The sequence below is a fragment of the Pseudomonas fluorescens genome, assembly GCF_001648775.1.
Taxonomy (GTDB): Bacteria; Pseudomonadota; Gammaproteobacteria; order Pseudomonadales; family Pseudomonadaceae; genus Aquipseudomonas; species Aquipseudomonas fluorescens_M.
Genome location: NZ_LVEJ01000010.1, coordinates 581,842 through 602,529, shown reverse-complemented (window position 1 = coordinate 602,529; position 20,688 = coordinate 581,842). Strand labels below are relative to the sequence as shown.

At 60.6% G+C, this 20,688-nt stretch carries 21 protein-coding genes and 1 pseudogene; 16 read left to right on the top strand and 6 right to left on the bottom strand.

Features of this window, described 5'->3' with window-relative positions:
• The first annotated feature begins 76 nt into the window (after positions 1-76).
• The gene (locus tag A8O26_RS12690; RefSeq protein WP_008081508.1) at positions 77-748 is read left to right on the top strand and encodes a Bax inhibitor-1/YccA family protein; all 672 of its coding nucleotides are present in this window, start codon (positions 77-79) and stop codon (positions 746-748) included.
• Positions 749-819: 71 nt separating this feature from the next.
• Here A8O26_RS12690 and A8O26_RS12685 read toward each other — a convergent pair whose 3' ends face one another.
• Both A8O26_RS12685 and A8O26_RS12680 read right to left on the bottom strand, forming a co-directional pair.
• Entirely contained in the window at positions 820-1,146 is a 327-nt protein-coding gene (locus A8O26_RS12685) for a YceK/YidQ family lipoprotein (protein WP_064118308.1), read from the bottom strand.
• Positions 1,147-1,203: 57 nt separating this feature from the next.
• On the bottom strand, positions 1,204-1,641 hold the full coding sequence (locus A8O26_RS12680) for an Lrp/AsnC family transcriptional regulator (protein ID WP_064118307.1): 438 nt from the start codon (positions 1,639-1,641) through the stop codon (positions 1,204-1,206).
• Positions 1,642-1,779: 138 nt separating this feature from the next.
• On the opposite strand from A8O26_RS12680, the gene A8O26_RS12675 reads away from it, so the two are divergent.
• The gene (locus A8O26_RS12675; RefSeq protein ID WP_064118306.1) at positions 1,780-2,673 is read left to right on the top strand and encodes a DMT family transporter; all 894 of its coding nucleotides are present in this window, start codon (positions 1,780-1,782) and stop codon (positions 2,671-2,673) included.
• A 3-nt stretch (positions 2,674-2,676) separates the two neighbouring features.
• Here A8O26_RS12675 and A8O26_RS12670 read toward each other — a convergent pair whose 3' ends face one another.
• The 4 genes from A8O26_RS12670 to A8O26_RS12655 form a co-directional block, all read right to left on the bottom strand.
• Positions 2,677-3,717 carry an FUSC family protein gene (locus A8O26_RS12670; protein ID WP_172828147.1) on the bottom strand — a complete coding sequence of 347 codons (1,041 nt, stop codon included), beginning with the start codon at positions 3,715-3,717 and terminating at the stop codon, positions 2,677-2,679.
• 61 nt (positions 3,718-3,778) lie between these two features.
• Entirely contained in the window at positions 3,779-4,738 is a 960-nt protein-coding gene (locus A8O26_RS12665; protein ID WP_064118305.1) for an HlyD family secretion protein, read from the bottom strand.
• A gap of 3 nt (positions 4,739-4,741) precedes the next feature.
• Positions 4,742-5,101 carry a DUF3302 domain-containing protein gene (locus tag A8O26_RS12660; RefSeq protein ID WP_064118304.1) on the bottom strand — a complete coding sequence of 120 codons (360 nt, stop codon included), beginning with the start codon at positions 5,099-5,101 and terminating at the stop codon, positions 4,742-4,744.
• Positions 5,102-5,218: 117 nt separating this feature from the next.
• Complete coding sequence (locus A8O26_RS12655) at positions 5,219-6,844, bottom strand: NADP-dependent glyceraldehyde-3-phosphate dehydrogenase (protein ID WP_064118303.1); 1,626 nt, start codon at positions 6,842-6,844, stop codon at positions 5,219-5,221.
• A 301-nt stretch (positions 6,845-7,145) separates the two neighbouring features.
• Between A8O26_RS12655 and A8O26_RS12650 the strand changes: the two genes are divergently transcribed.
• The 14 genes and pseudogenes from A8O26_RS12650 (at position 7,146) to A8O26_RS12590 (ending at position 20,659) form a co-directional block, all read left to right on the top strand.
• Positions 7,146-7,502 carry a c-type cytochrome gene (locus A8O26_RS12650; protein ID WP_064118302.1) on the top strand — a complete coding sequence of 119 codons (357 nt, stop codon included), beginning with the start codon at positions 7,146-7,148 and terminating at the stop codon, positions 7,500-7,502.
• A 76-nt stretch (positions 7,503-7,578) separates the two neighbouring features.
• Positions 7,579-8,907 carry a D-arabinono-1,4-lactone oxidase gene (locus A8O26_RS12645; RefSeq protein ID WP_172828156.1) on the top strand — a complete coding sequence of 443 codons (1,329 nt, stop codon included), beginning with the start codon at positions 7,579-7,581 and terminating at the stop codon, positions 8,905-8,907.
• A 74-nt stretch (positions 8,908-8,981) separates the two neighbouring features.
• Entirely contained in the window at positions 8,982-10,190 is a 1,209-nt protein-coding gene (locus tag A8O26_RS12640) for a DSD1 family PLP-dependent enzyme (RefSeq protein WP_172828155.1), read from the top strand.
• A 273-nt stretch (positions 10,191-10,463) separates the two neighbouring features.
• Positions 10,464-11,075 (top strand): transposase, encoded by a 612-nt coding sequence (locus tag A8O26_RS30600; RefSeq protein WP_081265184.1) that lies wholly within the window; start codon positions 10,464-10,466, stop codon positions 11,073-11,075.
• Between the two features lie 60 nt (positions 11,076-11,135).
• Entirely contained in the window at positions 11,136-12,734 is a 1,599-nt protein-coding gene (locus A8O26_RS12630) for a ShlB/FhaC/HecB family hemolysin secretion/activation protein (protein WP_064118298.1), read from the top strand.
• 12 nt (positions 12,735-12,746) lie between these two features.
• Entirely contained in the window at positions 12,747-14,543 is a 1,797-nt protein-coding gene (locus A8O26_RS12625; RefSeq protein WP_064118297.1) for a DUF2341 domain-containing protein, read from the top strand.
• Between the two features lie 11 nt (positions 14,544-14,554).
• Positions 14,555-14,980, top strand: coding sequence for an ExbD/TolR family protein (locus tag A8O26_RS12620; RefSeq protein ID WP_007915482.1), 426 nt, complete (start codon positions 14,555-14,557; stop codon positions 14,978-14,980).
• A gap of 3 nt (positions 14,981-14,983) precedes the next feature.
• Positions 14,984-15,688: an energy transducer TonB family protein gene (locus tag A8O26_RS12615; RefSeq protein ID WP_064118296.1), complete on the top strand. Its 705-nt coding sequence runs from the start codon at positions 14,984-14,986 to the stop codon at positions 15,686-15,688.
• 40 nt (positions 15,689-15,728) lie between these two features.
• Positions 15,729-17,426: a putative porin gene (locus A8O26_RS12610; protein WP_064118295.1), complete on the top strand. Its 1,698-nt coding sequence runs from the start codon at positions 15,729-15,731 to the stop codon at positions 17,424-17,426.
• A 17-nt stretch (positions 17,427-17,443) separates the two neighbouring features.
• Positions 17,444-18,073, top strand: coding sequence for a hypothetical protein (locus A8O26_RS12605; RefSeq protein WP_064118294.1), 630 nt, complete (start codon positions 17,444-17,446; stop codon positions 18,071-18,073).
• A gap of 30 nt (positions 18,074-18,103) precedes the next feature.
• Positions 18,104-18,574: a YbjN domain-containing protein gene (locus tag A8O26_RS12600; protein ID WP_064118293.1), complete on the top strand. Its 471-nt coding sequence runs from the start codon at positions 18,104-18,106 to the stop codon at positions 18,572-18,574.
• Entirely contained in the window at positions 18,571-19,518 is a 948-nt protein-coding gene (locus A8O26_RS12595; RefSeq protein WP_064118292.1) for a peptidylprolyl isomerase, read from the top strand. Before A8O26_RS12600 ends, A8O26_RS12595 begins: the two co-directional genes overlap by 4 nt.
• Positions 19,518-19,634 (top strand): annotated as a pseudogene (locus A8O26_RS30190) (metal ABC transporter ATP-binding protein); the annotation flags it as partial. The gene A8O26_RS12595 and the pseudogene A8O26_RS30190, both read left to right, overlap by 1 nt.
• Positions 19,635-19,681: 47 nt before the next feature.
• The gene (locus A8O26_RS12590) at positions 19,682-20,659 is read left to right on the top strand and encodes a LysR family transcriptional regulator (protein ID WP_064118291.1); all 978 of its coding nucleotides are present in this window, start codon (positions 19,682-19,684) and stop codon (positions 20,657-20,659) included.
• Positions 20,660-20,688 lie beyond the last annotated feature (29 nt).

The window sequence follows — 20,688 nt, the reverse complement described above, 5'->3', positions numbered from 1 at the left end:
CTCTCTGCATGGCTTGTTACAGAGCGTCTGTTATGATCTTTGCGACTGAACGTTTCAAACCAACAGGAGTGTCGCCATGCGCGAACAGGATTACGCAGTTAATAACAGCGTGCAGGCTGAGCAGCTAGAGGTTAGCCGCGTCCTGCGCAACACTTACGGCCTACTGGCGCTGACCCTCGCTTTCAGCGGCGTCATGGCTTTCGTTGCCCAGCAGATGCGCGTTGGCTACCCGAACATTTTCGTGGTGCTGATCGGCTTCTACGGGCTGTTCTTCCTTACCAACAAACTCCGTGATTCCGCGTGGGGCCTGGTGTCCGCTTTTGCGCTGACCGGTTTCATGGGTTTCCTGCTCGGCCCGATCCTCAACCGTTACCTGGGCATGCAGGGCGGCGCTGAAGTGGTCAGCTCGGCGTTCGCGATGACCGCGCTGGTGTTCGGTGGTCTGTCGGCTTACGTGCTGATCACCCGCAAGGACATGAGCTTCCTCGGTGGTTTCATCACCGCTGGTTTCTTCGTGTTGCTGGGTGCAACGCTGGCGAGCTTCTTCTTCCAGATCAGCGGCCTGCAACTGGCGATCAGCGCAGGTTTCGTTCTGTTCTCGTCGGTGTGCATCCTGTTCCAGACCAGCGCCATCATTCACGGCGGCGAACGCAACTACATCATGGCGACCATCAGCCTGTATGTATCGATCTACAACCTGTTCATCAGCTTGTTGCAGATCTTCGGCATCATGAGCCGCGACGACTGATTGCAGTTCATGAAGTAACAAAAAACCCGCCTCGGCGGGTTTTTTGTTGTCTGAGCCATAGTCAACGAAGGTCAGTTGACGACAATGCTGCCATCGGTACTTTGCCGGTACACGGTGTAGGGCAACAGTAAGGTATCGAGGGCTCCGGAGACCAACGCGTCAACCAGCAATCCCGGGACGGCAGTGTTGTAATCGTCGGCGCTCTTACCTTCTTCCAAGGGGGCGTGCAGGCTACAAAAATCATACATCAGACCGCTGTAGACCCGAGGCACAGCGCCGCAATAGGATTTCTGTTTTTTCAAACCGTCTGCCGCCGCTTGATCACTGCGCACCACTGTCTGGACCGTACCGCAACCCGCCAGCATCAACGCCGCCAGCATCACTGCCTGAACTTTCATACCGCCAATCCTTCGCCGGAAAACCCTCAATTTACGCCAAACGTGCGGAAAAAGCATTTATGCCATCGGCGGTAAACGACGCTTCACCGGCGTCTTCTTGACGATGGCGGTGTTGGTTTCGGCCAGGGTATTGAGGCGGTCGAGCAGCGTGTCCAGTTGCTCCATCGAGCGCACGTGCAGACGGGCGATGAAGCAGTCTTCGCCGGTGACCTTGTCGCATTCGGTGAACTCGGGAATCGCCAGAATCTGCCGCTCGACTTCCTGCAACTGCCCCGGCAATGGCCGCACCCGCACAATCGCCTGCAATTGATAACCGAAGCACTTCGGGTCGATCTCCACGGTGTAGCCCTTGAGTACACCGCGCTCTTCCAGCCGGCGCAAGCGCTCGGCCACGCTTGGCGACGACAAGCCACTGATCTGTGCCAGAGCCTTGAGTGAGCGTCGCGAATCCTCCATCAAGGCGCCGATGAGGATCTGATCAATATCGTCAGTCATGAGAAAACTCCAGCATTAGGCAATTGGCGAAAACTACCCACGATAAAAAAGGCAGATGCCGAGTTTAGCCTTCTTTTTGCGCTGGAGCGCTTGCAGCTTTACTTGGCATACTTTTGCCACAAAGACAGGAGATTGATGATGGACAAAACAATCCGTCGTGGCTCGTTTGAAATGACCGCCGCCATGCTGATATCCGGAACCATCGGCTGGTTCGTGCTGGTGTCCGGGCAACCGGTGCTGGACGTGGTGTTCTGGCGCTGCGTATTCGGCGCCGGCACTTTGCTGCTGATTTGCGCGGCGTTCGGCTTCTTGCGCCCGGGCATTCTGACCCGCACCACATTTCTGCTCGCCGTGGTCAGTGGGATGGCGATTGTTGGCAACTGGGTGTTGTTGTTCGCCTCGTATTCACGGGCCTCGATTGCCATCGGCACGGCGGTGTACAACGTGCAGCCGTTCATGCTGGTCGGATTGGCGGCGCTGTTTCTTGGCGAGAAAATCACCGTGCAGAAGCTGTTCTGGCTGGCCATTTCGTTCATGGGCATGCTGGCAATCGTCAGCGCCCATGGCACGCAGGGCGGCAGCGGTAACGACTATCTGCTGGGCATTGCACTGGCTTTGGGCGCGGCGTTTCTCTACGCGATTGCGGCGTTGATCATCAAACGCCTGACCGGCACGCCGCCACATCTGATCGCGCTGATCCAAGTCTGCACCGGGGTTCTGCTGCTGGCGCCGTTCGCGCATTTCAGCGCTTTGCCACAGGCGACGAGTGCCTGGGCCAGTCTGGTCACACTCGGCATCGTCCATACCGGGTTGATGTACGTGTTGCTGTACGGTGCGATTCAGAAACTGCCGACCGCGCTGACCGGGGCACTGTCGTTCATCTACCCGATCGCGGCGATTTTCGTCGACTGGTTCGCCTTCGGCCATCGCCTGGAAATCCTCCAGTGGATCGGTGTTGCAGCGATCCTGCTGGCCGCCGCCGGCATGCAACAGGGCTGGGGCCTGAAGGCGCGGCGACTGGCCGCGCAGTAACCGTCAGATGTTCCAGCGCGGCGCGGTTTTCGCCAGGCGCTGGCGCATCTCGGCAACGTTCGCCGCCAGTTGCCGGGTCAACAATCGATAGCCATCCAGTGCGTTGTAAACCGGAGTTTCAAGGCTTGCGTCCGGTAATTCCGATGGCCGCTCCAGACGTTGTGCAGCCCCGGTTTTCAACGCGCGGGCCATGCCGATCAATTGCACACGAATCTGCCGGTGCTCGGCCTTCAGCGCTGATTGCAAATGCGCCATGGCCTCGGGATCGTTGGTATCCGGCCGCGTGTTGCCGAGGATTTCCAGGGTGCTGATGCACATGCGCAGGTTGCGCTGGATCGCATCGAGTTCGGTCATCGAGACTTTGACTTCTTTGGACACCGACGGCATCAGCGAGCGCAACTGCACCATCACCGCCCCGAGGCGGCTCATCAGCTTCAAATGCTCATCGGCGCTGACCGGCTGGCCGCTGATGATCCGCCCATACACCGTGGCGCAATCGCGCAGGGCATCGGCGAGGTTGTAGCGCCACGAATACACCGCATACAGCGGCAGGGCGAAGGAGAAGGCTAGCGCCAGCGCAATACCAATCAAGATATCGACGCCGCGCCACAAGCCATCGGTGATCGGGTTGTCGCCATGGCCGGCGACGATGAACACGGTGATCGCCGAGAGCAGGGCGGTGTAACCGCCCTTGCCAATCGCGTGATAAGAGAAGAAACCGCAGACCACCGCCATCGCAAAATACGTCAGCCACGGCATGCCGAGCCACGCCTGTTGCGCCACCAACAGCAACCCGACGCCGGCACCGATCAAGGTGCCGGTGGCGCGCTCGGCGGCTTTTTTGCCGATATTGCCGTGGTGCTGCAAGCCGCCGATCACCACCAGCATGGTCACTGACGCCCATTCGCCATGCGGCAGGTTGATGCCGGTGGTGAGCAGGATGGTTGCCAGTAACCCGAGGGCCACGCGCACCGCATGAATCAGCCGCGCGTGCCGGTAACGTCGATAAGGATCAAGCAACGGACGCAAGACACGGCGCAGCAAGGGCGGAAGTCGATGGGTGCTGTAAGTACTCAGTGCGGGCCTCGCGTTATTTCAGTTGAAGTCAGTGGAAGGGGAAAATGTAATTCATCCACGCCGACATGCGCAGGAGGATTTTGCGCATCGCGCCAATGTGGTGGAAGTGCTGGCTGTACAGCGCGGCCTGGCCGTAGGCGCCACCTGGCATCAATTTGCTGTACTGGGCGAAGTCGGGATCGGTGATTTCGATGATTACCGGCACGCGTCCGGCTGGCGGCGATCCCGTATAGCCGATCAACGTGCCAGAAGGCTGTACCTGGCCTTCGGCAATCACGCCGATGACATTTTTCACCCGGCCTTCAAAAACCTTGCCGGGAATGCCATCGAACGCCACTTCGGCTTCGTCGCCCACGGTCAGACGCAACAGGCTGTTCTGGCGCATCCACGCGGCAAAGTATTGGCCTTCCTCGGGAATGAACACCATCGAGGGGCGCAGCGGCAACTTGCTCGCCATCATCCCCGGCCGTAGCGAAACATGGGTGACGAAGCCTTTGCTCGGCGCGCGAACGGTGGTGTTGTCCAGTTCGAATTGGGCATTGTCCAGTTGCGCCTGCAGGTCATCGGTACGGGCGATGGCGGCGTCCAGTTCGCGCTGGGTGCCGAAGTTGCGCCGGATCAATTCGGTGATGCGGTAGCGATCACCCTTGGCGGCGACCAGTTGCGCCTTGAGCGACTTCAGCCGGTTTTCAAACGGTGTGGGATCGATGCGAAACAGCACATCACCTTTTTCCAGCGGTTCGTTACCCTTTACCGGGACCTCGATCACCTGGCCGCTGACGATGGGAATCACCGGTACCGAGACAAAATACGAACGCGCCACTTCCGAATAGGGATGGTTGTAGTTCATGGTGAAAATCAGCGCGCCGATCAGCAAAATGCCACCGAGCACCGCGGTGGGCACCGTCCATTTGTTCAACGGGATGCGGAAGATCTTGAACAGCGCGACGCAGAACGCGGCATAGGTCAGGACAAGGAGCAGGTCCATGGCTCAGCGCCCCTCGATGTGTGGCGGCGGTGCATCATCCGGCGCCAGGGCTTCAAGCCGTTCAATGCGGCTTTGCAATTCGATGACTTGCTGCTCCAGGCGCAGAACATGGTTCTGCACCGGTTTACCGTCACCGAAGCCCCAGCCGCGATCCTCGCGGTACGCCATCGCCCAGATCCACAGAAACGGCCATAGCGCATGCAGCGTGAACAGGCTGACCCAGCCAGTGGCATGGATCGCATCCTGATGCGGGTGGTTACGGTGCACAGCAATTTCGTACGGAATGTCATGCAGCACGATGATTCCGTAAAACAACACGAGTCCGACAAACACCAACAGACCCAACGCGAAGTAATCAAGCATGATCAACCTCCCGGCATCCAGCGCAGCGCTGGGATCAGTGTAGACACTGAATGGCCGGGGGCTTCACGGCTTTAGATTCGAAGCTGATGTCGAATCCTTCGGTTATTTCCAATTTGCTCAGAAGATGTAGTCGGTGGTCAGGAAGCTCGAATCACGCCCGCGAATGATCTCGCTGATCAGGTCCTTGTTGCTGTCCTGGAACTTGGTGGCCACCAGCGTGCGGATCGAGAACACCCGCAACGCATCGTGTACCGACAGCGTGCCCTCGGCGGAGTTTTTACGGCCATTGAACGGGTAAGTGTCCGGGCCACGCTGGCATTGCGCGTTGAGGTTGATCCGTCCGACCTGGTTGGCAAAGGTGTCGACCAGTCGACCGACCGCCACCGGGTTGGTGCCGAAGATGCTCAGTTGCTGGCCGAAATCCGACTCCAGCACATAGTCGATCACAGTATCGAGATGACGGTACGGCACGATCGGCACGACTGGACCGAATTGCTCTTCCTGATAGACGCGCATCTGCGGGTTCACCGGGTACAGCACCGCCGGATAGAAGAACGACTCGCGGGATTCGCCGCCATTCGGGTTGACCACTTGCGCACCTTTGCTCTGCGCATCTGCCACCAGACCGTGCAGATAATCCACCTTGCCCGACTCCGGCAGCGGCGTCAGCGAAACGCCGCTGTCCCACGGCATCCCCGGTTTCAGCGTGGCCAGTTTTGCGTTGAATTTCTCGATGAAGCTGTCGACCACGTCTTCGTGGACGAAGAGGATTTTCAGCGCCGTGCAGCGCTGGCCGTTGAACGACAGCGAGCCGGTGACCGCCTCGCTGACGGCATTGTCGAGATCGACTTCCGGCAAGACGATGCCCGGATTCTTCGCGTCCAGACCCAGCGCAGCGCGCAAACGGTGTGGTTTCGGGTGGAGTTTTTTCAGGTCGCTGGCGGCCTTGTTGGTGCCGATGAAGGCGAAGATATCGATCTTGCCGCTGGCCATCAGCGCGCTGACGGTCTCGCGGCCGCTGCCGTAGATGACGTTGATCACACCGGTCGGGAAGCTGGCACGGAACGCTTCGAGCAACGGACGGATCAGCAACACGCCGAGCTTGGCCGGTTTGAACACCACGGTGTTGCCCATGATCAGCGCCGGGATCAGCGTGGTGAAGGTTTCGTTCAGCGGATAGTTGTAAGGGCCCATGCACAAGGCGACGCCGAGCGGTACGCGGCGAATCTGCCCGAGAGTGTCCTGTTCCAACTCGAAACGGCTGGAGCGGCGGTCGAGTTCCTTGAGCGCATTGATGGTGTCGACGATGTAGTCGCAGGTGCGGTCGAACTCTTTTTCCGAGTCCTTGAGGTTCTTGCCGATTTCCCACATCAGCAGCTTCACCACGGCATCGCGCTGTTGGCGCATGCGCCCGAGGAAGGCTTCGACGTGCTGGATGCGTTCGGCCACGCGCATGGTCGGCCACAGGCCCTGGCCACGGTCATAGGCGCGCACGGCGGCGTCGAGGGCGGTGAGGGCGGTCTCGGCATCGAGCAGCGGCGTGCTGCCGAGGATCACTTGTTCGTCGCCGTTTTCGCCCTTCAGATAGACCGGGCTGCGCACGGTGGCGAGCGGGCCGTCCCAGCGGCGCAACTGGCCATCGACCAGATATTCGCGTTGCTCGACCTGAGCGTCGAGGCGGTATTTTTCCGGGATGTCGCTGACAGAAGGGAACAGATTGCCAAGGATGTTTGCTGTGGTCATGTCGCTACCCCGTGATTAGAAAATTGTATGCAGGTTGAAAACAGAAACCTGTGGGAGCGAGCCTGCTCGCGAAAGCGGTTCATCAGTCAACCTTCGGCGACTGACACGGCCCTTTCGCGAGCAGGCTCGCTCCCACATTGAAAGAAGGGGAGGTCTTGGAATTGTGTTTCAAGCCTAGACCTCTTTAGCCCCGCTTGTGAACCCCAACTGGCCCCGTTTGCCCCCCTCGCTGTCCCGCAATGCCCTCAACCCGCCGACCCGCCTGCCTTAAGGTGTGAGCACAACAATAAGCGAGGCCGTTATGCGGGCAATCCGACTCACTCTAATGCTGGCGTTGGCCATGACGCTGCCAGGCTGCGGCGAAGACCCCAAACCCCCGGCCACCACCGATCATAACGCCATGCCAAAAGACCCGGCACTGGCGCAGATCTATGCCAACAGCTGCCAACTCTGCCACGCCAACCCGGCCGCCAACGCGCCGTTGACCGGGGATCGCAAAGCCTGGGAGCCGCGCATCCGGCAGGGCGCCGACACGCTGCTCGACCACGCCATCAACGGCTATAACGGCATGCCGCCGATGGGTCAGTGCGTCGAGTGCTCGGAAGAACAGTTCCTGCAATTGATCGGCTTCATGGCCGACCAGCCCCTCCCAGAATAAGGTGCCCGGCATGACCATGGATCTGACACGGCGTCAGTTGTTGCAACGGGCAAGCATCGTCGGCGCCTTCAGTGCCTTGGCGAGCCACCCGGCATTGGGCCAATTGATGCGTGCGCCACGCTTGATTCCGTGGCGCAATTGGTCGGGCGGGCAGAGTTGCCTGCCAGCGGCACGATTGGCGCCGAAGGATCTTGATGAACTGACGACGGTCATCAAGCAGGCACAAGGCAAAATCCGCCCGGTCGGCTCGGCGCATTCCTTCAGCGCGTTGGTGCCCACCGACGGCACGCTGTTGTCGCTGAGTTACTTCAACGGTCTGCTCGACCACGATACGAAAACCCTGCAAGCCGAATTCGCCGCCGGCACGCCGATGTCACGCATGGGCCAGCCGCTGAAAGACATCGGTCAGGCCCTGCAGAACATGGCCGACATCGACTACCAGACCCTCGCCGGGGCGATCTCGACGTCCACCCATGGCACCGGCAAAAACTTCCAGTCCTACTCGGCGCACGTCTGCGGTCTGCAACTGGTGACCGCCAATGGCGAGGTGCTCGACTGCGACAGCCAACGCCATCGCGAAGTGTTCAACGCCGCTCGGGTTTCCCTCGGCGCACTGGGTGTGGCGACGAAAATCCGCCTGCAAAACCGCCCGGCCTATCGCCTGCGCGAACGCCAGTGGATCGCCAAGACTGAAGAACTGCTCGAAGACCTCGACAAGAACACCCGTGAAAACCAGCACTGGGAAATGCTCGTCGTCACCCATTCCGACTACGCCTTGTCCATTGCCCTCAACGAAACCGACGACCCGGCCACGCCGCCGATCCCGCCCGAAGAGGAGGGTGGCAACGAGTTCGTCACCCTGATCGAGAAGATCGACAAGTACGGCAGCGATTTCGCCGACCTGCGCCGCACGATGCTCAACAGCCTGCGCCATCTGGCCAGTTTCGATGACCGCGTCGGCGACTCGTTCGACATCTATGCCAACGTGCGCACTGTGCGTTTCAACGAGATGGAATATTCGGTGCCCGCCGAATACGGCCCGGCGTGCCTGCGCGAAATTCTCAAGCTGATTCAGGACAAGGACCTGCGCACCTGGTTTCCCATCGAGTACCGCTACGTCAAGGCCGACGATATTCCGCTGAGTATGTTCGAGGGGCGCGACAGTTGTTCGATCTCGGTGCACCAGCATTACCAGATGGATCATCACAACTTTTTTGCGGCGGTCGAACCGATTTTCTGGAAGTACAACGGGCGGCCGCACTGGGGCAAGTTGCACACGCTGAATGCGCGAACCCTGCAACCGCTGTATCCGCGCTGGCGCGAATTTGTCGATGTGCGCCAGGCGCTGGATCCGAGCGGGCGCTTTCTCAGCGCGCATCTGTCGTCGATATTGGGGGTGAGCTGATGGCGGTCAATCGACGTAATTTCCTCCTCGGCACTTTGGGTGTCGGGGCTTTGCTGGTGGGCGTCGGCGCGTGGTTGCGGCCGGGGGATCGTGGCGCGCCGTACAGCGAATACTTCCGCGCGCTGAACAAGGAGCTGAAGGAAAAAGGGCCGATGCGCCCAGTGCTGCTGATTGATCTGGATCGCCTCGATCACAACATCGACGTGGTGATGCAGTCGGTCAAACGCGGCGGCAAGCAGTTGCGGCTGGTGGAAAAATCCTTGCCGGCGCCGGGATTGTTGAATTACATCGGCCAGCGTGCCGGGACGCAGAAGCTGATGTCGTTTCATCAGCCATTTCTCAATCATGATGCCGTCACGTTTGCGCAATCGGACATCCTGCTCGGCAAGCCACTGCCGGTGCGCTCGGCCGAGATTTTCTATCAATCCCACAAAGGCCCATTCGACCCGGCGAAGCAACTGCAATGGCTGCTCGACGGTCCTGAACGTTTGCAGCAATACCTGGCGTTGGCGCAGGGTTTGGGCACGCGCATGCGCATCAATATCGAACTGGACGTCGGCCTGCACCGGGGCGGCGTCAGTGATGTGAATGTGCTGGGGCAGATGCTCACGTTGATCAGCGCCAACCCGCAGCATCTGGAGTTTGCCGGATTCATGGGCTACGACCCGTTCGTGGGCATGGGCGTGCCGGGGATTCTTGGCTCGCCGGAAGAACTGTTTGCCAAGGTCATGGTGATTTATCAGCGCTGTGTCGATTTCACCCGGCAGCAGTTCCCCGCGTTGTGGCACGACGGTTTGTGCCTGAACACCGCGGGCAGCCCGAGTTATCGGATTCATGAAAACGAGAGGCTCAGCACTGAAGTGTCGGTGGGAACAGCGATGCTCAAGCCTACACACTATGATTTGCCGTCACTCACCGAGCACGTGCCCGCGACCTACATCGCCACGCCCGTATTGAAGAGCACCGGCGCGGTGAATATCCCGGCGCTGGATGACCAGTCGAAGCTGTTTTCGTGGTGGGACCAGAACCAGCGGCAGACCTTCTTCATCTATGGCGGCAACTGGATGGCCGAATTCGAGTCGCCAGCCGGTTTGCAGAGCAATGGCGTGTATGGCCACAGCTCGAATCAGGAGATGGTCAATGGCTCGAATGCCGTGGGCCTGACGATAGAAGATCAAGTCTTCCTGCGCCCGACCCAGACCGAAGCCGTCCTCCTGCAGTTCGGCGATTTGCTGGCGGTGCGCGGCGGCAAAATCATCGACACCTGGCCGGTCTACACCTGACTCCGAAATCACGCACATCCCCCTGTGGGAGCGAGCTTGCTCGCGAAGGCGTCCTGTCAGTCACCTTCTACTCGACTGGCACACCGCCTTCGCGAGCAAGCTCGCTCCCACAGGGTTTTCTGTTGTCTGTGATTTCTCGAGCAATTCGGTAATGAAGCTTTTATGACAAAAGTTCGGTAGCACATCGCCAGTCCGGTCATGCCTATGTAACGCGCTTGAGGGGCCCAACGGGGCGCTTTTCACAAGCCGAGGCGGGACGCCGGGAGTGAGGCAATGGGGACTATGGAACGCTACTCGAAAGTGGGCATGCAGGAACTTGATCAACGCTTGTCGAAGATCGTCGAAGCCGCGCGCAAGAAGCCGGTTTCGGTGTATCGCTACGGCGCGCCGTGGGTCTGGATCGTCTCGCAGGATGACTGGCAGGGCGCCTTGAAAGAGGTCTCCAGCTACATTCCGCCGGGCCATTCGCTGGTGTTGCTGCGCCCGCAGATCGACGATTTGCTCGATGCCCACCGCGACCTCCTGCACGACCTCAATGCCGAGCCCGGCATGCTGATTCCGGCGCAAACGGTGATGCACATCCTGCTCCTGCAACTGCTGTATTCGGTGCCCAGCGAGCAGCAACTGTATGAACAGCTCAATTACAACCTGTTGTTCCGCTGGTTCGTCGGCCTCGGTCTGAACCAGAAAGTCTGGAGCTTCAACGCCCTCAGTCGCGACATCGCCACGCTGCTCAACGAGCCGCGCGCGGTGCTGCTCATTCAAAAAATCATCGGCGAAGTGTTCTGCGGCGCGTTGCTGCAAATGCCCGAGTTCTCGCTGAACTTCGCGCTGTTGCACACGTGGCTGGGCAAGCACGCCTGTGCCCCGCACGTCAGCAACTAAGCGCGGCAACACACAAGGGCGCCGAGGCGCCAACAGGTCATCGCGAATTCAGGGGGTAGTGTGGAACCGATTTTCAAGTCACGGCTGGCGCTGTGGGGCTGGCTGCTGGTGACGGCGGGCGCGCAGCCGGCATTGGCCGAAGAGGCTGCGCCAAACGCCGCAGCGCAGCGTCTGGTCGACGTCAACGAATACTTCGTGCGCGGCAACACCGTGCTCGATGCACGGGCGATTGAAGAGGCGGTGTACCCGTTTCTTGGCCCGCAAAAAGCCCTCAGCGATATCGAAGGTGCGCGGGATGCATTGCAGAAGGCCTATCAGCAACGCGGCTATCAATCGGTGTTCGTCGAGCTGCCGGAGCAGGCAGTCGCCGATGGCATCGTCTATCTGCAAGTCAGTGAAACCAAGGTCGGCCGCGTGCGTGTGGTCGGCGCCAAACACTATTCGCCGCTGGACATCCGCGACGACGTGCCGGCGCTGAAAGAGGGCGAGGTGCCGGACTTCGCCAAGGTTCAAGGCGAACTGGCGCAACTGAACAAAACCCCGGGCCGCCAAGTCATGCCGCTGGTGCGCGAAGGTCAGCGCCCCGGCACCATGGACGTTGATTTGCAGGTCGAAGACCAGAACCCGTGGACCGCCAGCGTCGGCCTCAACAACGATTACAGCGCCGACACCGAAAAGCTGCGCACCGTCACCAGCCTCGGTTACAACAACCTCTGGCAACTCGGCCATAGCGTCAACCTGACGTTCTTCACCGCCCCGCAAGAGACCGACAACGCCAAGGTCTGGTCGGGTTCCTACACCGCGCCACTGACGGATCGCTGGAGCGTGCAGTTCTCCGGTTATCAGTCCGACAGCAACGTCGCCACCATTGGCGGCAGCAACGTGCTCGGCAAGGGCCATTCCTATGGCGTTTCGGCAATTTACACGCTGCCCTCCAGCGGCAACTGGTCGAACTCACTGTCGGCCGGCATCGACTTCAAGGACTTCGACGAACGCCTGACCTTGTCCGGCGAAAGCGACAAAGTGCCGTTGCAATACGCGCCATTCACCTTCGCCTACAACGGCTATCGCTACACCGAAAAAAGCCAGCTCGGCCTCGGCCTGAGCCTGGTTGCCGCCACTCGCAGCATCTTCGGTTACGGCAGCACCGACGAAGATTTCGACTACAAACGCTATCGCGCCAAACCGAGTTTCGCCGTGCTCAAGGGCGACACCAGTTACACCTGGACCTTCGACAGCGATTGGCAGAGCGCAAGCAAAGCCGCGTTCCAACTGGCGTCGGGGCCACTGGTTTCCAACGAACAATTCTCCGCCGGCGGCGCCACTTCGGTGCGCGGCTATCTGGCCGCCGAACGCACTGGCGATGACGGCTTGCTGCTCAGTCAGGAACTGCGTACGCCATCGCTGGCCAAGTACGCCGGTACATGGATGCAGGACTGGCGTTTCTACGCCTTTGCCGAAGGCGCGCAACTGTATCTGCGCGACGAACTGCCGGACCAGGACGCCAATTACGCCCTGGCCAGCGTCGGCCTCGGCACCCGCGCCAGCCTGAGCAAATGGCTGTCCGGCAGCCTCGACTGGGGCTACCCGTTACTCGAAGGGCCGAACACCTCGAAGCAGGAATCGCGCCTGCACTTCAACCTTCAAGCCACTTTCTAAAGGAGCACGTTCATGCAGCGCCTCATTCTTTCGTTGTTGATCTGCCTGGGCTTCGTGCTCCCGGCCACGGCTCAGGCCTGGTGGCAGGACGACTGGCACTACCGCAAACAGGTTGCCGTCGACACCACGCCACAAGGCGCGGGCATCAATCAGGCACTCGGGCGTACTGCGCTGCTGGTGCGCCTGCACACCGGCAACTTCACCTTTGACGGGGTGAAAGAGGACGGCGCGGATCTGCGCTTTGTCGCCGCCGATGACAAGACCGTGCTCAACCACCAGATCGAAAGTTTCGACGCGCTGATGGGCATGGCGCTGATCTGGGTCGATGTGCCGAATGTCGAGGGCGGTCAGCGCCAAGACATCTGGATGTACTACGGCAATCAAAAGGCCCCGGCGACCGGCAACGGCCAGCTGACTTTCGATCCGAATTACACCGCGCTCTATCACTTTGACGGCGCCACCGGCACCCCGGCCAAAGACACCACGGCCTACGGCAACACCGCGCAAAGCGCGACCGGCGCGGCGATTGACGGCGTAGTAGGGCGCGCCTTGCAGTTCAGCGGTCAACCGTTGTTGCTGTCGGCCAGTCCTTCGTTGCAACACAACGCCGGCAGTGCGTTCACCTTCAGTGCCTGGCTGCGTCTGGATCAGGCCAATGGCGAGCAACTGATTCTAGCCCGTCGCGAAGGCGCCAACAGCTTGCTGATCGGTGCAAACCAAGGCGTGCCATTTGTCGAAATCGATGGCCAACGTGCCGTTGCCACCCAAGCGCTGAACCCGGGCCAATGGCAACACCTCGCGCTGACCGCTGAAGGCGCCAAAGTGACCCTGTTCATCAACGGTCGCGAAGCTGCCACGCTTGCTCAGGCGATGCCGGCCTTCAACTCGGTCATGGCCATTGGCGCCGACCTGCACGAAGGTCCGTTCCAGCCATTTGTGGGCGCTATCGATGAAATGCGTCTGTCGAAAGTCGCCCGTCCGGCGCCGCTGTTGCTGGCCGACGCCACCTCGCAAGGTGCCGAGTCGAAACTGGTGGCTTACGGCGTCGACGAAGAACAGTCCGGTTTCGGTTTCGGCAGCCTCGGCTTCCTGCTCAACGCCGTGCCAATCGACGCATGGGTGATCATCGCCGTGCTGGTGCTGATGATGTTCCAGTCGTGGATCATCATGCTGCGCAAGAACCGCAGCCTCAGCCGCGTATCCGCCGCCAACGAAGACTTCCGCGTGCAGTTCGCCAAGGTCGGCACACGTCTGGAGATGTTCGCCGACGACGCGCAACTCGCCCAGCGGTTGCAGCATTCGTCGCTGTGGCGCCTGTATCTGGTGGCGGTGAAAGAGATCCGCACCCGCCGCGAGCAGGGCGCCGATACCTCCTCGGTTTCCGCCGCGACCATCGAAGCCATTCGCTGCTCGATGGACGGTGTGCGCACCCGTGAAAACCAGCAACTGAGTTCGAAACTCTCGACCCTGTCCAACGCCATCGCCGGCGGCCCGTACATCGGCCTGCTCGGCACCGTGCTGGGGATCATGGTGGTGTTCCTCGGCACGGCGATGGCCGGTGACGTCAACATCAATGCCATCGCTCCCGGCATGGCCGCAGCTTTGCTCGCTACGGCGATGGGCCTGTTCGTCGCGATCCCCGCACTGTTTGGCTACAACCGCCTGGTCACTCGCAACAAGGAAGTCAGCGCCGACATGCGCGTGTTCGTCGACGAATTCATCACGCGGCTGGCGGAGATGCATGGCGAGAGCCAGTTCAGTGAGTCGGCGCATCGCGGCCATCACGCCAACCATTCTGTACCGGCCTGAGGAGCACTGACATGGCGTCCGTAAATGCCTCCCACGACGATGACGAAGATGCAGCGGTGGACAGCATCAACATCACCCCACTGGTCGACGTGCTGATGGTGGTGCTGGTGATGTTCATCCTCACCGCCACCGCGCAGGTCTCGGGGATCCAGATCAATCTGCCCAAGGCCAGCGCTTCGGTGTCGCTGTCCGAGGCCAAGACCAAGGCGATTTCGGTCAACGACGGCGGCCAGGTGTTCCTCGACGCTTACCCGGTGACCCTGGCCGAGCTCGAAGAACGCCTGCGCATCGAGAAAGCGCAGAGCCCGGATTTCCCGGTGATCGTGCGCGGCGACGCGACGGTGCAGTACCAGAAAGTCATTGAAGTGCTGGATCTGTTGCGCCGGCTCGAGCTGTCCCAGGTCGGTCTTGTGACCGGCAAACCGAGTCAGGGCTGAGTCATGACCGCACAACTCCCGATCGAGCCGCTGCCGGTAAAAAAACCAGTGCTGCGTTATGCGAAGTGGGGCGCCGGCTTGCTGATCGGCGCGCTCGCCGCGTGGTTCCTGTGGCAGTGGGCCAATGACATGAGCGGCATCCGCCGTGAAGCGCCGAAGGTGCCGACGATCATTCCGTTGCCGCCACCGCCACCTCCGCCGCCGGAAAAACCACCGGAACCGGAAACCCCGGTGGAAGAAAAAGTCGTCGAGCCCGAGCCAACGCCGGAGCCCGAAGAGGTCAAGCCCGAGGAAGAAGCGCCGCCATCACCGGCTGACGATCTGGCCAACCCGATGCAAATGGACGGCGACGCGCAGAGCGGCAACGACGCTTTCAACATCGGCGCGGGCAAGGGCGGCGGCATGGCCGGGGCCGGCGGCGGACGTTTGGGCACCGGGACGTACAGCCAGTTTCTGGCGTTCACTTTCCAGCGTTTGCTGCGCGAAAACCCTGAGCTGCGCAACCTCGCGTTTTCGCTGCAGGCCGATGTGTGGCTGAGCAGCGTTGGCGAGATCACCCGCGTCGAGCTGATCAAGTCCAGCGGCAACCCCGACATTGATACGCAGGTGCTGGCCGCTTTACGCGGTGCACCGGCCCTGAGCGAACGGCCACCGGCCTCCATCACTTTGCCTGTGCGCCTGTCCCTGCAAGGGCGGCGTCCGGGTTAACCCTCATTTTTAAAGCTTTGCCAAAAGGAGTTGTGTGCAGATGATTTCCAACGTGAATCGATTGTCCCTGGCGGTCGGCATGGTCATTGCGACCCTGGTCGGTCAGGCCGCGGCAGCGCCTGCGCCCTCGGAGAACGCCACGATCAATCTGATCCGCTTGCTAGTCGAGCAGGGCATTCTGAAACAGGACAAGGCTGATGCCCTGATCGCTCAGGCGCAGAACGAAGCGGCGCAGGCCAAACAGGCTGCCGCATCCACCGCAGTCGCGGCAGGGCCAGTGGCGGCGCCGGGTGACGTGCGTGTGCAATACGTGCCGGCAGCGGTGCGTGACCAGATCCGCGATCAGGTCAAAGCCGAAGTCATGGCCACCGCCAAACAGGAAAACTGGGCCGCGCCCAACAGCTTCCCGGAATGGGCGGCGCGCATCAGTTTCGACGGCGACATTCGCCTGCGTGACGAATCGCGCTACTACTCGGACAGCAACAGCAACGAGATCGTCGACTTTGCCAAGCTCAACAATAACGGCCCGTACGACGTAAACCCGAACAGCAGCACCAACCTGCCGCCGTTGCTCAATACCCGCGAAGACCGCACCAACCAATTCCGTATCCGCGCACGGCTGGGCATGAAAGCCGAGATTTCTCCGCAATGGACAGCGGGTATCCGCATCGGCACCGGCTCGGACAACAACCCGGTGTCGACCACGCAAAGCCTCGGCGGCGGTTTCGCCAAGAAGGACATCTGGCTCGATCAGGGCTACCTGAACTGGAAGCCGACGGATGAATTGACCCTGACCGGCGGGCGCTTCGCCAACCCGTTCATGTCCACCGACATGCTCTATTCCAACGACTTGAATTTCGACGGTGTGGCGGCGATTTTCGACCACAAACTCAACCGCGATTGGGGCGTGTTCGGCACCGTCGGCGCGTTCCCGGTGGACTACACCAACGACACCGCCAGCAGCAACGGCTTCGACAAGGAAGAGAGCGACAACAAGTGGCTGTACGGCGCGCAGATCGGCGCCAAATGGGCGATCAACAGCAACAACCGCTTGAAAGGTGCACTGGCGTACTACCGCTTCGACGATATTCAGGGTCAGCGTTCCAGCCCTTGCGAACCATGGGCCGGTGCGCCGGGTTGCGACAGCGATGGCAGCCGCGCGGCGTTCATGCAAAAGGGCAACAGCGTGTTCCTGCTGCGCGACATCACGCCGAACCCGCTCAACCCGACCACCACGCCGCAGCCGCAGTTTGTTGGCCTCGCTTCGGAATTCAATCTGCTCGATCTGAACGTGGTGTGGGACGCCGATCTGCCAGAAGATTTCAAACTGCGCAGCCAGGGCAACTACATCCACAACCTCGCGTACGACGAAGGCGACATGCGCAAGCGCTCGGCCGGGCAGATCGTCAACAACCTCGACAGCAATGGCGACATCGAAAGCGGCGCCAATGCGTGGATGGTGCAGTTCACCCTCGGCAGCGCCCTGGAGCTGAAAAAGCAGGGCGACTGGAACATGTTCGCTGGCTACAAATACATCCAGCCGGATGCCTTGCCGGATGGCTTCAACGATTCCTCGTTCCACCTCGGCGGCACCAACGCCAAGGGTTATTTCATTGGCGGCAATTACGGTCTGGCGAAGAACGTTTACGCCACCGGTCGCTGGATGAGCACCGAAGCGGTGTACGGCGCGCCGTTCGACATCGACGTCTTGCAGCTTGAGCTCAACACGCGCTTCTAAGGCGCCGGGAGAGGGTGATGAAAACGCGTTTGTTATCGCTGGGGCTTGGCTTGTTAATCGCCACCGGGGCCAGTGCCGAAGGCATGGAAGAGCGCTTGCGCACCCAGTTGCGCAGCACCACGCAGCAGTTGCAGGCCCTGCAAAGCCAGCAGGCTCAGGCCAGCGCCGCGCAATTGGCCGCGCAGAACGAAGCCAAGGCTGCGCAGGCGCAAATCAAGCAATTGAGTGCCGAACTGGCCAAGGCCAAAGGCGTTGCCGAGCAGCTCGCCGGGCAGCAACAGAGCCTGCACAGCCAGGCGCAGGCGCAAGTGGCGGCCAGTGCCGAGCAGACCGGCAAGTTCAAAAAAGCCTATGACGAGCTGTTGGTCATGGCCCGTGCCAAAGAGGCAGAACGGTCTAAGCTTCAAGCGCAATTGGCTGAACGTGACACACAAGTGCAGCAATGTTCAGTCAAGAATCAGCAGATGTACGGCGTCGCCAAGCAGATCCTCACCGCCTACGAAAACATCGACGTGGCCGAGGTGATGAAGATCCGCCAGCCCTTCGCGGGCAGCGCCCGGGTCAAGTTCGATGAACTGGCCCAGGGGTTGGGTGACGAGCTTTACAAGACTCAATTCGACGCGCCGCAAGCCGCGCTCGCGCATTGATTTAAAAGACTGCTAAACAAGGAAGAAACAATGACTCAATTGATCAGCCACGTATCGCCAAAATCCCTGACCGAAGTTCTGCAAGCCGCCGGTTATCGCGTCAACGAAACCGAGCAGAACGGCATCGTCCAGTTGCTCAGCGCCAGCCAGGGCATTGGCTACGCCGTGCGTTTCGGCAACCCGGCGGTGGAGCAGGGCCGCTACGTCGACTTCACTTTCAGCTGTGCGCTGCGCGTGCAGGGTGAACTGCCGCAGGGTGTGGCCGAGCAGTGGAACGCCAGCCGTCGTTTTGCGCGGTTGTCGTTGCAGGGAGAGTTTCTGGTGATGGAAATGGATGTGGTCGTGGCGGCGGGCGTAAGCAACGATCACCTGCGCGGTAACCTGGAATTGTGGGATCGTCTGTTGCAGGAGTTCATCGTCTATCTGCGTGATTTCACTCAGGCCGGCACCGCGCAGACCGCCAAAGTCGCCGTCGCCGAGCAAGAGGAAGTCGCGCTGTGAAAAAGCCTGCCATGGTGATCAGCGCCGCTGCGGTGGCGCTGTTGGTGGTGGCCGTGGCGCTGGTGGTGCGACCGGGCAATAACCCGGTCGCCGCTCAGCAATCGTCGCCAGTGGTGGCGGTTGCTGCGGGGCCAGCGGTCGCGCGTTTGGGTAATCAGCAAGTCACGCCGGCCGAGTTGCAGGCGCTGCTGGCAACGGTTGCGCCCGAGACCCGCGAACAACTGCGCGGCAATCGTCAAGCGCTGGAGCGCTGGATTCGCACGCGTCTGGCCGAGAAAGCGGTGCTGGAGCAGGCCGATGCCCAGGGTTGGGCGCAGCGCCCGGAGGTTGCGCGGCAGACCCGTGCGGCTACTGAACAGATTGTGTTCCGGGATTACTTGCGTTCGGTCAGTGAGGTGCCGGCGGATTACCCGAGTGCGGCTGAACTGCAGCAGGCCTATGACGCGGGCAAAGCCAATTGGCAGACACCGGCGTTGTATCGGGTCAGTCAGATTTTCCTCGCAGTGAGTGATCCGCAGGCTCTGGACGCAGTGCGCAAACAGGCGGCGGAGTTGAGCAAAAAAGCTCAGGCAACGCCGGCGGAATTTGCTGCATTGGCGACTCAGTATTCCCAAGACCGCGTCACCGCTGAACGCGGCGGCGATAGTGGCCTGCAACCGTTGCAGCAACTGGTACCGGAGGTGCGAGGCGCTGTCGCCCGGCTAAAGGTCGGCGCCGTTTCCGACCCGGTGCAAAGCGCTGCCGGGTTCCATGTGATCAAACTCACTGAGCAACAACCGGCGCGTCTGGCGACCCTCGATGAACTGCGCGATCAACTGACCGAAGCCTTGCGTGCGCAGCGTCAGGAACAGATTGCCCAGGCGTATCTGGACGGCATGCTCAACACCGCGACACTGAGCATCGACGGCGCGGAGCTCAACAAAGTCCTCGAGGAAAAACACTAATCTCACCTTCACCACAAACCCCTGTGGGAGCGAGCTTGCTCGCGAAAGCGTCAGCACATTCAACATCTTCGTTGACTGATACACCGCTTTCGCGAGCAAGCTCGCTCCCACAGGGATCTATGGCGCACTCAAGACAAATACAAAGATCGACAGGGAGTCATCGATGTCATTCACCGAACCCGCAGGACGACAGGGCAGTGCCGAATTTCGCTGGCCACACGACAGCAATGAACCCTGGCTGGCGCAAGCCGCGAAGGTCGACCCGGACGTCGCGCAATACTTCCTGGTCAGCGCCCGCTGCGGCTGCTTCATGCAAGCCGCGCGCAGCCTCAACGTGCGCTCGACCTTGCTGCGTAAACAATTGGCGCAACTGGAACAAGAACTCCAGCACTCGCTGTTCAGCTTTCAGGGCAGTGCACTGAGCCTGACCCGCGAAGGCCAGCAACTGCAGGCCAAACTGGTGGCGCTGGCGAATGAACGCAAACTGCCGGTGGTCGAACAACCGCTGATTCGTCTGGCTGTCGCCGAATCGATCCTGCATGACATCCTCGGCCGCGACCTGATCGCGCTGCTGCGCCGTAACGCCAGTGTGCGCCTCGAGATCATCGCCCTCGACAGCGAACTGGCCCTGCGCGCCGTCAGCGCCGACATCGTGCTGTGGCTCGCCCACGGTGGCACTCCGCACCCGGGCCCGACCTTCGCCACCAGCGAACCGCAACGCCTCGCGCAACTGGAATACCAGCCGCATATCGCCAAACGTTACTCCCGCGTCACTGCACGCCCGGAAAGTCCGGACGACCTCGCCGATTTCATGCTGGTGCAATGGCAGCATGATCGGCAGATCGACAGCTTTCGGCCGTGGAATGAACTGGTCGAACAGCGGTTGGCTGGCGTGGTGCAGATGCAGTCGTACGAGCTGATGCTGGAGATGATTCGGTGCAGCGCGTGCATCGGGTTGCTGCCGATGTATATGAGCCGATTTGATCGTGGGCTCGTGGCGTTACCGGGGCTTTTTGAGGAGGCGATGCGGTTGCAGGTTTGGTTGGCGGTGAACAGTGAGTCGCAGGGCGTTGAAGAGGTGCAGGTGCTGGTGGAGTTGATCAGGCGCACTTTCAACGAGCGGGCGGAGTGGTTTGAATGAATATTAAGAGAAGGACGGATTCTTTAATT

Coding starts and splice junctions, on each gene's coding strand:
- A8O26_RS30600 (WP_081265184.1), top strand. CDS start 10,464: ATGGGGACTATGGAACGCTACTCGAAAGTGGGCATGCAGGAACTTGAT.
- A8O26_RS12615 (WP_064118296.1), top strand. CDS start 14,984: ATGACCGCACAACTCCCGATCGAGCCGCTGCCGGTAAAAAAACCAGTG.
- A8O26_RS12625 (WP_064118297.1), top strand. CDS start 12,747: ATGCAGCGCCTCATTCTTTCGTTGTTGATCTGCCTGGGCTTCGTGCTC.
- A8O26_RS12680 (WP_064118307.1), bottom strand. CDS start 1,641: ATGACTGACGATATTGATCAGATCCTCATCGGCGCCTTGATGGAGGAT.
- A8O26_RS12685 (WP_064118308.1), bottom strand. CDS start 1,146: ATGAAAGTTCAGGCAGTGATGCTGGCGGCGTTGATGCTGGCGGGTTGC.
- A8O26_RS12675 (WP_064118306.1), top strand. CDS start 1,780: ATGGACAAAACAATCCGTCGTGGCTCGTTTGAAATGACCGCCGCCATG.
- A8O26_RS12655 (WP_064118303.1), bottom strand. CDS start 6,844: ATGACCACAGCAAACATCCTTGGCAATCTGTTCCCTTCTGTCAGCGAC.
- A8O26_RS12650 (WP_064118302.1), top strand. CDS start 7,146: ATGCGGGCAATCCGACTCACTCTAATGCTGGCGTTGGCCATGACGCTG.
- A8O26_RS12665 (WP_064118305.1), bottom strand. CDS start 4,738: ATGGACCTGCTCCTTGTCCTGACCTATGCCGCGTTCTGCGTCGCGCTG.
- A8O26_RS12605 (WP_064118294.1), top strand. CDS start 17,444: ATGAAAACGCGTTTGTTATCGCTGGGGCTTGGCTTGTTAATCGCCACC.
- A8O26_RS12590 (WP_064118291.1), top strand. CDS start 19,682: ATGTCATTCACCGAACCCGCAGGACGACAGGGCAGTGCCGAATTTCGC.
- A8O26_RS12600 (WP_064118293.1), top strand. CDS start 18,104: ATGACTCAATTGATCAGCCACGTATCGCCAAAATCCCTGACCGAAGTT.
- A8O26_RS12660 (WP_064118304.1), bottom strand. CDS start 5,101: ATGCTTGATTACTTCGCGTTGGGTCTGTTGGTGTTTGTCGGACTCGTG.
- A8O26_RS12610 (WP_064118295.1), top strand. CDS start 15,729: ATGATTTCCAACGTGAATCGATTGTCCCTGGCGGTCGGCATGGTCATT.
- A8O26_RS12690 (WP_008081508.1), top strand. CDS start 77: ATGCGCGAACAGGATTACGCAGTTAATAACAGCGTGCAGGCTGAGCAG.
- A8O26_RS12620 (WP_007915482.1), top strand. CDS start 14,555: ATGGCGTCCGTAAATGCCTCCCACGACGATGACGAAGATGCAGCGGTG.